The organism is Stenotrophomonas sp. 704A1 (assembly GCF_030549525.1).
Taxonomy (GTDB): domain Bacteria; phylum Pseudomonadota; class Gammaproteobacteria; order Xanthomonadales; family Xanthomonadaceae; genus Stenotrophomonas; species Stenotrophomonas tuberculopleuritidis.
In genome coordinates this window covers 3222453-3235441 of the sequence record NZ_CP130831.1, presented here as the reverse complement: position 1 = coordinate 3235441, position 12989 = coordinate 3222453, and the positions used below count along the sequence as shown (strand labels likewise).

At 68.7% G+C, this 12989-nt stretch carries 9 protein-coding genes; 8 read left to right on the top strand and 1 reads right to left on the bottom strand.

What is annotated here, in order from left to right:
• Positions 1-21: 21 nt before the first annotated feature.
• From Q5Z10_RS15165 to Q5Z10_RS15130, 8 genes are all read left to right on the top strand, one after another.
• Positions 22-381: a VOC family protein gene (locus tag Q5Z10_RS15165; RefSeq protein ID WP_303636224.1), complete on the top strand. Its 360-nt coding sequence runs from the start codon at positions 22-24 to the stop codon at positions 379-381.
• Positions 382-412: 31 nt separating this feature from the next.
• On the top strand, positions 413-1183 hold the full coding sequence (truA, locus tag Q5Z10_RS15160; protein WP_303636223.1) for a tRNA pseudouridine(38-40) synthase TruA: 771 nt from the start codon (positions 413-415) through the stop codon (positions 1181-1183).
• Positions 1180-1836 (top strand): phosphoribosylanthranilate isomerase, encoded by a 657-nt coding sequence (locus Q5Z10_RS15155; RefSeq protein WP_108747095.1) that lies wholly within the window; start codon positions 1180-1182, stop codon positions 1834-1836. The genes truA and Q5Z10_RS15155 overlap by 4 nt, the downstream gene beginning before the upstream one ends.
• Before the next feature lie 188 nt (positions 1837-2024).
• Positions 2025-2699, top strand: a complete 675-nt coding sequence (locus Q5Z10_RS15150) for an OB-fold-containig protein (RefSeq protein ID WP_303636222.1) — start codon at positions 2025-2027, stop codon at positions 2697-2699.
• Positions 2696-4714 carry a hypothetical protein gene (locus Q5Z10_RS15145; RefSeq protein WP_303636221.1) on the top strand — a complete coding sequence of 673 codons (2019 nt, stop codon included), beginning with the start codon at positions 2696-2698 and terminating at the stop codon, positions 4712-4714. Before Q5Z10_RS15150 ends, Q5Z10_RS15145 begins: the two co-directional genes overlap by 4 nt.
• Before the next feature lie 82 nt (positions 4715-4796).
• Positions 4797-10163, top strand: a complete 5367-nt coding sequence (locus tag Q5Z10_RS15140; RefSeq protein ID WP_303636220.1) for a DNA repair ATPase — start codon at positions 4797-4799, stop codon at positions 10161-10163.
• Entirely contained in the window at positions 10160-10864 is a 705-nt protein-coding gene (locus Q5Z10_RS15135) for a hypothetical protein (RefSeq protein WP_303636219.1), read from the top strand. The genes Q5Z10_RS15140 and Q5Z10_RS15135 overlap by 4 nt, the downstream gene beginning before the upstream one ends.
• A gap of 43 nt (positions 10865-10907) precedes the next feature.
• Positions 10908-12017 carry a toxic anion resistance protein gene (locus Q5Z10_RS15130; RefSeq protein WP_303636218.1) on the top strand — a complete coding sequence of 370 codons (1110 nt, stop codon included), beginning with the start codon at positions 10908-10910 and terminating at the stop codon, positions 12015-12017.
• A 76-nt stretch (positions 12018-12093) separates the two neighbouring features.
• Here the strand turns inward: Q5Z10_RS15130 and Q5Z10_RS15125 are convergent, their stop codons facing one another.
• Positions 12094-12981 carry a LysR family transcriptional regulator gene (locus Q5Z10_RS15125; protein ID WP_303636217.1) on the bottom strand — a complete coding sequence of 296 codons (888 nt, stop codon included), beginning with the start codon at positions 12979-12981 and terminating at the stop codon, positions 12094-12096.
• Positions 12982-12989: the final 8 nt, after the last annotated feature.

Below are 12989 nucleotides of genomic sequence, written 5' to 3'. Positions count from 1 at the left end.
GACCCACCACAAGGACCCGGCATGACCCGCGAACGCCGCATCGACTACGTTGAATTCGCCTCGCGCGATCCGGCCGCGAGCCGCGCCTTCTTCGAGCAGGTGTTCGGCTGGTCGTTTGTCGATTACGGCGCCGACTATACGGCCTTCGATGATGGTCGCCTGCAGGGCGGCTTCTTCCGTGGCCAGCCGCAGCGCGCCAGCGAAGGCGCGGCGCTGCTGGTGCTGTATGCCGAGCAGCTGGCGCCCATGCAGGCGGCGGTGCAGGCGGCCGGTGGCGGGATCGTGCGCGGTGTGTTTTCTTTCCCCGGAGGCAGCCGGTTCCAGTTCGTCGAACCCGGCGGCAACGAACTGGCCGTCTGGTCCGAGCGCGACCCGGCCTGAGCGCCGCCCATCCGCAACATCGAGGTAGCACATGCGTTACGCGCTTGGCGTCGAGTATGACGGCAGCGATTACAGGGGATGGCAGAACCTGGGCGAGGGCGGTCCCAGTGTCCAGGCCAGCCTGGAACAGGCCCTGTCATCGGTGGCCGACACGCCTCTGCAGGTGGTCTGTGCCGGCCGCACCGATGCCGGCGTGCATGGCCAGTGCCAGGTCGTGCACTTCGACACCGACGTGGTGCGCGACCCGCGCGCCTGGATGCTCGGCACCACCACCCGCCTGCCGCGGTCCATCGCGGTGCGCTGGTGCGTGCCGGTGGCCGAGGATTTCCACGCCCGTTTTTCCGCGCGTGCCCGCCGCTACCGCTACCGCCTGCTCAACCGCGAGGTGCGGCCGGCGCTGGGGCGGCAGACCCTGAGCTGGGAGCGCCGGCCGCTTGACGCTGCGCGCATGCACCTGGCCGGGCAGGCGCTGCTGGGCGAGAACGACTTCAGTGCGTTCCGCTCGGTACAGTGCCAGGCCCTGCATGCCCGGCGTGAACTGCAGTCGCTGCAGGTCAGCCGCCACGATGAAGTGATCGAGGTTGCCGTGCGGGGCAATGCATTCCTTCATCACATGGTCCGCAATATCGTCGGATCATTGATACTGGTCGGTAGCGGCGAACAGCCGGTGGAGTGGATCGCCGAACTGCTTGCCGGACGCGACCGCACCGTGGCCGGTCCCACCGCACCTCCGCAGGGGCTGGTGTTCCTGGGGCCGCTGTACCCCGACAACTGGCATCTGCCCGCCGAGGTAACGCTATGAGCCGCTCCTACTACCGTACGCGCATCAAGTTCTGTGGCATGACCCGCGCCGGCGATGTGCGCCTGGCCGGCGAGCTGGGCGTGGATGCGGTGGGTTTCATCTTCGCCCGCGAAAGCAGCCGGCGGGTGGCTCCGGCCGAAGCGCGTGCGATGCGCCAGGCGATCGCGCCGATGGTCGACGTGGTGGCGCTGTTCCGCAACAACAGCAAGGAGGAAGTGCGCGAAGTGCTGCGCACCGTACGCCCGACCCTGCTGCAGTTCCACGGCGAGGAAGACGAGAGCTTCTGCCGCAGCTTCAACATGCCGTACCTGAAGGCGATCGCCATGGGCGGTCGCGAGGACGTCAATGCGCGCACCCTGCAGCTGCGCTACCCCAGCGCGGCCGGTTTCCTGTTCGACAGCCACGCCCCGGGGGGCGGTGGCGGCACCGGCGTGGCCTTCGACTGGGCGCGCATTCCTACCGGCCTGCACCGTCCGTTCCTGCTGGCCGGCGGGCTGAACCCGGAAAACGTGAAGGACGCCATCCTTGCCACCCTGCCGTGGGGCGTGGACGTGTCCAGTGGCATCGAGGTCGAGCCGGGCATCAAGGACGGCTACAAGATGCGCACGTTCGTCGAAGAGGTGCGCAGCGCCGACTGCACCGTGCTGGAGTGACCGGGCGCGACCCCACGCGCGCCGTCGCCTGCGGGCGGCACGCGTCTTCACATTTGTCCCTGTACGCCCTCTTCACATAGGATGAAGGGCGAAGCCATGGCCATGAGGGCCGTGGCGGGATCGACGGAACCGCGTCCGGCGGATTCCGAACGGGGCGTCACGCGCCCATGGCCCAGGAAGGCAAAACGATGCAGGAGTTCCTCACCGTCGTATTTGGCTACCCGACCCTGCCGTACAGCGTCCTGCTGGCGGTGTCGCTGGTCTATTGGGGGCTTGCCGCTTCTGGCTTGGTCGGCGACGGGTTCGGCGATCTGGGCGCCGACGGTGCGCTCGACGGTGGCGCCGATCTCAGCGGCCTCGCGGCCCTGCTGCAGCGCTTCGGCCTCGGCGGCGTGCCGGTCATGGTCGTGGTCACCCTGCTGGCCTTCTTCGGCTGGACCTTGACCTACTTCGTCCACCTGTTTGTACTGCTGCCGCTGCCGGACCTGCTGCGCTGGGGCCTCGGTACGCTCGTGGCGGTACTCGCGCCGCTGCCGGCGGTGCCGATCACCGCGCTGCTGCTGCGGCCCATCCGCCGTTTCCTGCTGCGCCTGCAACCGGTCGCACAGGCCTCCCTGCTGGGGCGCGTGGGTGTGGTCGCCTCGCCCAGGGTGGATGCACGCAGCGGCCACGCCAGCGTCGATGACGGCGGCGCCGGGCTGGTCCTGCAGATCCGCAGCGACATCGAACTGCAGCGTGGCGAGCGCATCGTGCTGGTCGAGCACGTGGCCGCCCAGCACTACTACCGGGTGGTCCGCGCCGATGCGGTCGCCCTCGACTTCCAGGACAACCTGCTTCCGGGCAACAAGGAGAATCATCAATGACACTGGCTTCCGCGATCCCCTTCCTGATCATGGTGGGCGGCTTCCTGGTCCTGCTGCTGGGCATAGCCGGCCTGTTCAAGGCGTTCTACCGCAAGGTCGACCAGGGCGTGGCGCTGATCGTCAACGACATGAGCTCGACTCCGAAGGTGCACTTCACCGGCGCGCTCATCATTCCGGTGCTGTACCGCGCCGAACTGATGCGCATCAGCCTGATCACCCTGCAGATCGACCGCCGCGGCAAGGAAGGCCTGATCTGCCGGGACAACATGCGCGCCGATATCGCGGTGGCGTTCTACCTGCGCGTCAATGAGACCCAGGCCGATGTGCTGCGCGTGGCCAAGGCGATCGGTGCTGACCGCGCCTCCGACAAGCACGCCGTCGATGAGCTGTTCAACGCCAAGTTCTCCGAAGCGCTGAAGACGGTCGGCAAGAAGTTCGACTTCACCGAGCTGTTCGAGAAGCGCCAGGAGTTCCGCGACGAGATCATCGCGGTGATCGGCAATGACCTCAACGGCTACGTGCTGGAAGACGTGGCCATCGATTACCTGGAGCAGACACCGAAGGCGCTGCTGGACCAGTTCAACATCCTCGACGCACAGGGCATCCGCAAGATCACCGAGCTGACCGCCGCGCAGAACGTGGTCACCAACGAGCTGGAGCAGAACGAAAAGCTCGCCATCACCAAGAAGAACGTGGAGGCCCGCGAGGCGCTGCTGGCGCTGGAGCGTCAGCAGGCCGAGGCGGAAGCACGCCAGAAGCGCGAGATCGAGACCATCCGCGCGCGCGAGGAAGCCGAGACCGCCAAGGTCCAGGAAGAGCAGCGCCAGCTCTCGGAGAACGCGCGCATCGAGGCCCAGCAGCTGATCGAGATCCGCGATCAGAACCGCCTGCGCGAAGTGGAAGTGGCCGAGCAGAACCGCCAGCGTGCGGTGGCCATCGAAGCCGAGCGCGTGGAGCGCGCACGCCAGCTGGAGCAGGTCACCACCGACCGCGAGGTGCAGCTGCAGGGCGTGGAGCGTGACAAGGTGGTCGAGCAGGGCAAGATGGATGTGGCCAACATCACCCGCGAACGCATTTCCATCGACAAGACCGTGGCCCAGGAAGAAGAGCGGATCAAGGAAGTGCGTGAAGTCTCCGAGGCCGATCGCCAGAAGCAGGTGCTGATCCTGGAAGCCGAGGCCAAGGCACAGGAATCGCTGGTGCGCGAAGTGAAGGAAGCACAGGCGCGCGAGACCGCATCCCGGCATCGTGCGGTGGAACTGACCACGCTGGCACAGGCCGAGCACGAGGCGGCCGGCAAGCAGGCCGAAGCCAAGCGCCTGCTGGCCGATGCATTGCGCGCCGAGCAGGCCGCGCCGGGCCTGGCCGAAGCGCAGGTGCGCGAGGCGTCGGCGCTGGCCATCGAAAAGGTGGGCATCGCCGAGGCTCGGGTGATCGAAGCCAAGGCCGAGGCCGCACTGAAGCAGGGCAGCAACGAAGCACAGGTGCTGGCGCAGACCCTGCAGGCGCAGGCCCAGGGCGAAGAGAAGATGGGGCTGGCGCGTGCCACCGCCACCGAGTCGCTGGGCAACGCCGAAGCCGGCGTGGTGCAGAAGAAGCTGCTGGCGGAAGCCGAAGGCCTGGTCCGCAAGTTCGAAGCCATCGCTTCGCTGAGCGATCAGGCGCGCGGCCACGAAGAGTTCCGCATGATGCTGGACAACAGCCTGAAGCAGGCGCTGGCCTCGATCGAGGCCGGCAAGGAAGTGTCCCGCGAGAACGCCGGCGTCATCGCCAGCGCACTGCGCAACGCCGATATCGACCTGGTCGGCGGCGACGGTGGCATGTTCGAGAACCTGATCAAGGCGGTCTCGCTGGGCAAGTCGATCGAAGGCTTCGCCGGCAAGAGCCCGATCGTGCAGGAACTGATGCAGCGCTATCTCGGTGTCAACGCCACCGAGGCCGCACCGCGGCAGATCACCGAGGAGGTGGAGACGGTACCGGTCGTGACCACCGCCGTGGTCGAAACCGCCCGCTGATCCACCCGGCGATGGCTGCGGCCATCGCCCGTCCGTGCCGGCCGCACCGTCGGCCGGCCGTCCGTGAGCCGGAACCCTGCCGATGTCCGAAATCCGATCGTCCCCCGAATCCACCGTGCCGGAGGGCACCGCCGCTGGCGTCGACCAGGCCGTCGCACAGGGCGGCGCCTATGAGGTGCTGCGCCGCCGCCTTGGCGAGCAGGGCCAGCGCCTGCAGGCCCTGGCCGAGCAGCTCAACCGCCAACGCCTGGCCGAGTTCGGCGACAGCCGCCTGGAGGTGGCCGGACGCTTCCGCATCCGCAGCGAGAACAACTGTGTCGGCCGCGATATCGTGCAGGTCGGCCCGGACCGTCTGCTGTTCGGCTACAACGTGTTCATCGGGCTCAAAACCCAGACCCGCATCGAGGACGTGTTCGGCCTGTACCGGCTGGTGCAGGGCGGCGACGGCTACGACGTTGCCGCGCTGGAGCTGAAGGGCAGTTTCCTTGACCAGCCCGGTTTCGTGCACGACTTCAACGAGCTGTATGCCTACTACAAGCACGCGCGCCTGCTGCAGCTGATCGTGGTCGGGGACAAGCTGCTGGCCTCGTTCCAGATCGGCGAGCGCAGCAGCGATGTCCGCGTGTTCCGCTGGGCAGTGTCGGCTGATGGCGAGCTGACCTATCTCGATGCGCGCGGCGAGCGTGACATCGCTCTGCCGCCGCCGTTCGATTTCGAGTGGACCCGAGCCACCCGCGACCTCGCCGTCAACGGTCGTCATTCGCATCTCAACATCCTCGACACCCTGTTCGTTGAAACCACCGGCGGCGACCTGACCATCAAGGTCGAGAACAACACCGAGACGGGGCAGGGCATCTACAGCGAACCGGTGGAAGACAGCACCCAGTCGCTGGATGATGCCCAGTTCGAATTCGCCCGGGTCGGCTCGCTGGTGCTGCTGAAGGTGCTGCCGTACCGCGAGACGGTCTGGCGCGGGCTGATCTACAACACGCTCAGCGGCGACATCGTGCGCAACGATGCGATCGTGCAGGCCTGCGTGCAGCTGCCCGAAGATCACGGCATCATCTTCCCCGGCGGTTACTACCTGCAGGGGGGCGAGCACAAGGCGTTCGACGCCTCGATGGACGGCATGCAGTTCAAGCGCAGCCTGCGCTCGCCCAATGGCGAGGACGTGCTGTACATCTTCTACGAGCGCGAAGGCGGGCGCTCGGCGTTGTTCGTCTACAACACCATCCAGCGCGTGCTGCAGAACCCGGTGTTCGGTCACGGCTACGCGTTCCTGCAGGATGGACGCATGGTGCTGTTCCATGCCGAAGGCAGCGAGCCGACCCGCATCCATCCGATGCAGGTCTGGCAGACCCCGTTCAGCAGCGACGAGTTCGCCGCCAGCCGGCCACCGGGCAACACCTTCATGGGGCGCATCGGCAATGCCGAACTGGTGCGCGGCATTTCCAACCTGTTCAACCTGGCGCGCGCGATCGATGGCCAGGACGTGTCGGCGCAACGCTACCAGCGCCTGGTGGCCGACACGCGGCGACTGTTCGACAGCCATCACTGGCTGGGGGACGACGCCTGCGACGGCGCCGAGGCACTGCTGCGACAGATCAGCGCCACCGGCGAGGCGGTACTGGACGAGTACGAGAAGGTGCAGTCGATCCGCCAGCAGTCCGCGCAGGCGATGGCCGAGGCCGAGGCCACCTACAAGGCACTGCGGGGGCGGTTGCAGCCGGAGAACTGGAGCGATGTCCAGTCCTTCGTCGAGGCGCTCAATGCGATCACCGCGCTGCGTGGCCGCCTGCTGACCCTGCGCGAGCTGCGCTACATCGACAACGACCGCATCGACGTGATGGCTGCCGAGCTGGTGGCGGCGCATGATCAGGTGGGCGCCGCCACCGGCAGCTTCCTGGCCGGTGATGCGGCACTGGCGCCGCTGACCGCGCGCCTGCAGGCACTGGACGAGGCTGCGCAGCAGGCGCAGAGCGCACGCCAGCTGGATGAGCAGCTGCAGGGCCTGCGCGGCATGGCCACCGACCTGGACATGCTGTCCGAACTGATGGCGGGCCTGAAGGTGGATGACGCCACCGCGCGTACCCGCGTGGTCGAGGCGATCTCACTGTTGTACGGCCGCCTGAACCAGGTCCGCGCCCGGGCCGAGCAGCGCCGGCGGACACTGGGCTCGGCCGAAGCCGTGGCCCAGTTCGCAGCGCAGTTCGCGCTGTTCTCGCAGTCGATCACCAGCGCACTGGCGATGGCCAGCGACCCGGAGCGCGCCGACGAGCAGTTGTCGCGCCTGCTGGTGCAGCTGGAGGAGCTGGAGAGCCAGTTCGGCGAGCATGAGCAGTTCCTTGGCGACATCCTGAGCAAACGCGAAGAACTGGTCGAAGCGTTCGATACCCACAAGCAGGCCCTGCTGGATGAGCGCCAGCGCAAGGCGCGCTCGGTGCTCGACGCCGCCAACCGCATTCTGGATGGGCTGGGCAAGCGCACCGAACGGTTCGGCAGCGCCGACGAGCTGAACGCCTTCTTCGCCGGCGATGCGCTGATCCTCAAGCTGCGCGAACTGGCCGAGCGCCTGCGTGGCCTGCGCGACAACGTCAAGGCCGACGACATCGAGGCGCGCCTGAAGGGCGTGCGTGACCAGGCGGTACGCCAGCTGCGCGACCGCAGCGACCTCTACGAAGCCGGTGGCAACGTGGTGCGCCTCGGGCCGCGCCATCGCTTCAGCGTCAACACCCAGGCGCTGGACCTGACCCTGCTGCCGCGCGGCGACACGCTGGCCATCCACCTCACCGGCACTGATTTCCTGGAAACCCTGCACGACCCGGAGCTGGAGGCGCTGAAGCCATTCTGGCCGGTGACCCTGGATTCGGAATCGGAGACGCTTTACCGCGGCGAGTACCTGGCCGGCTGCCTGCTGCGCGCCGCCGAGGAAGGACGCGAGGGGCTGGATCTGCCGCAGTTGCTGCACGATGCCGCCGAGCCGGACGCGCTCGACCAGCGGGTGCGTGCGTTCGCCGCACCGCGCTACCGTGAGGGTTACGAACGCGGCATCCACGACCACGACGCCGCATTGATCCTGCGCGCGCTGCTGCCGCTGCAGCAGGCCGCCGGACCGCTGCGGCATGCGCCGCGGGTACGCGCCCTGGCTCAGTTGTTCTGGGCCGCGCGTCAACGCGACGATGCCGTGGCGCAGTGGCCCAGCCGCCAGGCCGGCGCTGACACCATTGCCCGTCTGTTCGGCTCCGACGAGGGCCGCCAGGCGCTGCGCGTCGAAATGGCCAAGGCCCTGCACGACTACGCGCAGGCGCAGGCCCTTCCGTGCGACGCCGACCTGGCAGGTGATGCGGCAGCCTATCTGGCCGATGAGCTGCGCAATGGTGAACCGGTCTTCAGCATCAGCCGACACGCACAGGCCTTGCTGGACGCCTTGTCCTCGCAGTTGGAGCAGGCCGGTCAGCGCGATGCGTTCGAACGCGCGCTGCAGCGCAGCCAGGACCCCTTGGCCACGCGTTGGGCCTTGGCCGGGCAGTGGCTGCGTGCGCTGGCCGGCCTGCCGGCGCACGCCGCGCACGCCGGCTACGTCGATGAAGCCGCCGCACTGCTGCTGGTGCACCGGCAGCTGCGCACGCGCGCCAGCGAGGCCACGCTGCGCGCCGAGGTGAAGGGGCTGCTGGGCGAACACCCGCGTATCCACGGCGGCACGCTGGTGCTGACGCTGGACGATTTCCAGTCGCGGCTGCAGCAGCACCTGCAGCACTTCGTGCCGGCCTTCCATGCCTACCAGGCAGTGCGGCAGGGCATCATCGGCCGCGAGCGCGAGGCGCTGCGGTTGTCTGAGTTCAAGGCACGTCCGCTGTCATCCTTCGTCCGCAACCGGCTGATCAACGAGGTCTACCTCGGCGTCATCGGCGACAACCTGGCCAAGCAGATGGGCACGGTCGGCGAGAACAAGCGCAGCGACCTGATGGGCCTGCTGATGATGATCTCACCGCCCGGGTACGGCAAAACCACGCTGATGGAATACGTGGCGCACCGCCTCGGCCTGGTCTTCATGAAGATCAACGGCCCGGCGCTGGGGCACGAGGTGCGCTCGCTGGACCCCGCGCAGGCACCCGATGCCACCTCGCGGCAGGAGCTGGAGAAGCTCAACCTGGCACTGGAGATGGGCAACAACACCATGCTGTATGTCGACGACATCCAGCACACCCATCCCGAGTTCCTGCAGAAGTTCATTTCACTGTGCGACGGTACCCGCCGCATCGAAGGCGTGTGGCGTGGGCGTACCCGCACCTACGACATGCGCGGCAAGAAGTTCTGCGTGGTGATGGCCGGCAACCCGTATACCGAGTCCGGCGAGGTGTTCAGGATCCCGGACATGCTGGCCAACCGTGCCGACATCTACAACCTGGGCGACGTGCTTGGCGGCATGGAGGCGGCATTCACCCTCAGCTACATCGAGAACAGCCTGACCTCCAACCCGGTGCTGGCACCCCTGGCCACGCGCGATATGGCCGACCTGTACCTGCTGGTCGACCGCGCGATGGGCAAGGACGTATCCAGCAACGGCCTCAGCCATGCCTACAGCGGTGCCGAGATCAATGAAATCACCGCCACCCTGCAGCGCATGCTGCAGGTGCGCGATGTGGTCTACAGGGTCAACCAGCAGTACATCGCCAGCGCGGCGCAGGACGACCGCTACCGCACCGAGCCGCCGTTCCGCCTGCAGGGCAGCTACCGCAACATGAACAAGCTGGCCGAGAAGATCTCGCCGGTGATGAACGAGGACGAGCTGCAGCAGCTGATCTCCGACCATTACCTGGGCGAAGCGCAGCTGCTCACCACCGGTGCCGAGGAGAACCTGCTGAAGCTGGCCGAGCTGCGCGGGGTGCTCGACCAGACGCGCGCGCAGCGCTGGGCGCAGATCAAGCGCGACTTCCTGCGCAACAAGGCGATGGGTGCCGGGGACGCCGATGTGGGCGGACGCGTGGTCGCGCAGCTGGCCGACATCGCCAGTGCGCTGCAGCTGCCCGCACCGGCGCCCACCGTGGTCGCCGCCCCGGACCCCGCACCGTGGCCTGCGCTGCTGGCGGCACTGCAGCGCCTGGCCGAGGCAGGCTCAACCCAGCAGACGGTGGCGGCCGCGCCGGCGGCCATGCCGCTGGCCGCAGACCTGCAGGCCGGACTGGCGCCGCTGCTGCAGCTGCTGGTTGCCTCGCAGGAGCAGCAGGTGCAGCTGTCGCAGACGCTGGCCGCATTCGCCGGATGGGCACGGCAGCAGGTCGGGACCGAGCTGGCCGGGGCCGACGCGCGTCGCCGCCCACGCGTGCGTCGGGCCGCCACGCCGGAGGAGCGCGCGCTGGATGAAGCGTTGATGCGCCACTTCTACGGGGAATCACTGCCCGCCGAAGCCGGGGGCGATGACAGCCCACGGCCGCCACCGCTGCCATGACGCCTGCATCGCTGCCGGCGCCCGTGCTGCCGCCGCCGGCCGATGTGGCGGCGCTGGCTGCGTATGGCGCGCCGCTGCTGCAGGTGCTGGAGGCGCCGGCGGTGGTGCCGGCCGACACCGGCGGCGAGCGCCTGGTGGCCGCGCTGGCGCGCATCGCCCTGGCCCTGCAGGCCAGCGATCCGGTGCGGCTGCGTCGGCAGGCGGGCTGGTGGGGACGTCTGCTCGGCCGCGATGTGGCGCGCGAAGCGCAGGCGCAGGCCCTGCAGGCGCAGCTGGGTGTGCTGGCGCTGCAGGCACGGGAACAGGCGCAGGCGTTGGCGCAGCGTGTGCAGCAGCGCGCGCAGGCGATCATCGACAACGACGCCGCCGCCAGCGCGCTGGATGCCTGGGCCGGTTTCGGCAGCACGCAGCTGCCGGGCCTGGCGGACGCCGCGCGGGCGGCACTGGCGCCGCGCGTGGACCATCTGCACCGGTTGGCCACGCTGCGGCGCATCGAGGGCGCGCAGTGGCAGCTGTTGCAGGCCCAGGATGAAGCCCTGCTGCAGCGGTTCGCGCGCATCCACGATGTGCTGCTGCCGGCCTGGCGCCAGGCGGCGCTGGCGCGCCTGGCGCAGGAGCAGGCCGCCCACGCCGGGCACGCGGCACAGCTGCAGGCGCAGATCGACGACGAAGTGGCCGCCGCTCAGGCTAGACTGCGCTGAGCCGGCCGCCGCTGCCGCTTATCCACCGCAAGGACACTGCCCGATGACCCAGGACAGCCAGAACGCCGGCACGCTCGTGCCTGCCACCACGCCCACCGCCGAACTCGACGACAGCACGCTGAAGGCCCTGGGCCTGGCACCCGACGATCTGCCCCGCATCGCCGAGATCGGCCGCGAGCTGCAGGACCTGCGCCCTAGCAACCTGCAGGTGTTCGGCCGCGAGGCAGCGGGACGGACCACGGCGTTCTCCAGCCAGCTGCTGGACCAGGTGCGCAATCGTGACCTGGATGCCAACGGCGAAAAGCTGGGGGAAGTGGTGCGCATCGCCCGTGAACTGAAACTCGATGGCTTCCCGCAGCGTTCGAAAGTGCCGCTGATCGGCGGCCTGATCGATCGCCTGCGCGCGTCCAAGGGCGAGCTGGTGCAGAAATTCAGCGATACCAATGCGCAGATCGAGCAGCTGCTTGGCGACGTTGGCGCGCAGCAGGCACTGATGGGCAGGCGGGTGAGCGATTTCGACCGCATGCACGATATCGTGCGTGAGGAACGCCACGCGCTGGGCCTGTACGCTGCTGCCGGCAAGCAACGCCTGGCCCAGCTGCAGAGCGAGCAGCTGCAGGGGCAGGGCAGTGATGATCCGCAGCAGCGCATCCGCCAGAGCGAGATCGACAACGCCATCCGCCTGATCGAAAAGCGTGTCTCCGACCTGCAGCTGATGCAGCACGCGGCCGACCAGTCGCTGCCGATGATCCGCCTGATCCAGGCCAATGCGCTGCAGCTGATCGAGAAGTTCAACACCGTCCGCGATATCACCATTCCATCGTGGAAGCGCCAGTTCGCCATCCAGCTGTCGCTGGGCGAGCAGAAGAACGCCGCCGAGCTGGCCCATGCCATCGAGGATGCGACCAATGAACTGATGCGGCGCAACGCCGACCTGTTGCGGCAGGCCTCGGTGGACACCGCGCGCAGCAACCAGCGCGGCGTGATCGATGTGGCCACCCTGCGCCACGTGCACGATCAGCTGATCGCCACCGTCGAGGAAGTGCGCAGCATCCATCGCGAGGGCATGCAGCAGCGGCAGCAGGCCGAGGTCGAGCTGGCGCGGCTGCGCGACGACCTGCAGCAGCGGCTGGCAGCACCGACCGAGGCGTAACCGGCGGCGCCATCGAAAGGGAAGCGGCCGGGACCGCGCGGCGGGCCCGGCAAGGCGCGGCGACGCGCCGCAGGGGTCAGCGCAGCTGTGCGCTCACCCAGTCAGCCAACGCGTCGACCCGCGCATCGGCCGGGCCCTCCGGCCGTGCCAGCACCCAGAAGCCGCCGGTGGCGGCGAACCCCCACGGCGCAACCAGCCGGCCCAGGGCGAGGTCTTCGGCCACCAGCGGCTCCGGTGCGATCGCCGGCCCCAGTCCCGCCACGGCCGCCTCCAGCAGGTAGTACAGATGTTCAAAACCGGTGCCCAGCTGCAGCCGCGCCGGATCCAGCCCGTGTGCCTGCGCCCAGGCCGGCCAGGCCTGGGGCCGGGAGCCGGTGTGCAGCAGGGTTTCCTGCAGCAGCGCCGTCGCGGGCGCGTGGCGCAGGCGCTGCGCGGCCGGATGCGAAGGCGCCACCACCACGCCGACCCGCTCCGGCGCCAGTTCGCGCACCTGCCAGCCACGCGGCCAAGGGCCCTGGGCCAGCAGCAGCACCGCATCCAGGCCGGCCTGCGCCTCGGTGAAGCTGCCGTCCAGGGCAGACCACTGCAGGCGCACGCCAGGCAAGGCCGCCTGCAGCGCCGGCAGGCGCGGAATCATCCAGCGTGCCAGCACGCTGCCGCTGCACCCCAGTACCAGCGCCGGAGAGGCCGTGGGGCGGCGCAGTTCGCGCACGCAGTCCTCGATACCGGTGAAGGCGTCACTGCAGGCGGCCTGCAGTCGCGTGCCTGCGGCGGTCAGGCGCAGGCCGCGCCCGGCGCGCTGGAACAGGGCCAGGCCGAGATGGTCCTCCAGCAGCTTCAGCTGCCGGCTCACCGCACCATGGGTCACATGCAACGCCTGCGCGGCGCGGCCGACCCCGCCCAGCCGCGCGGTGGCTTCGAACGCGCGCAGCGCATTGAGGGGCGGTAGCAGGGAGGTGCTCATGTGAGATT

Coding starts and splice junctions, on each gene's coding strand:
- Q5Z10_RS15165 (WP_303636224.1), top strand. CDS start 22: ATGACCCGCGAACGCCGCATCGACTACGTTGAATTCGCCTCGCGCGAT.
- truA (WP_303636223.1), top strand. CDS start 413: ATGCGTTACGCGCTTGGCGTCGAGTATGACGGCAGCGATTACAGGGGA.
- Q5Z10_RS15155 (WP_108747095.1), top strand. CDS start 1,180: ATGAGCCGCTCCTACTACCGTACGCGCATCAAGTTCTGTGGCATGACC.
- Q5Z10_RS15150 (WP_303636222.1), top strand. CDS start 2,025: ATGCAGGAGTTCCTCACCGTCGTATTTGGCTACCCGACCCTGCCGTAC.
- Q5Z10_RS15145 (WP_303636221.1), top strand. CDS start 2,696: ATGACACTGGCTTCCGCGATCCCCTTCCTGATCATGGTGGGCGGCTTC.
- Q5Z10_RS15140 (WP_303636220.1), top strand. CDS start 4,797: ATGTCCGAAATCCGATCGTCCCCCGAATCCACCGTGCCGGAGGGCACC.
- Q5Z10_RS15135 (WP_303636219.1), top strand. CDS start 10,160: ATGACGCCTGCATCGCTGCCGGCGCCCGTGCTGCCGCCGCCGGCCGAT.
- Q5Z10_RS15130 (WP_303636218.1), top strand. CDS start 10,908: ATGACCCAGGACAGCCAGAACGCCGGCACGCTCGTGCCTGCCACCACG.
- Q5Z10_RS15125 (WP_303636217.1), bottom strand. CDS start 12,981: ATGAGCACCTCCCTGCTACCGCCCCTCAATGCGCTGCGCGCGTTCGAA.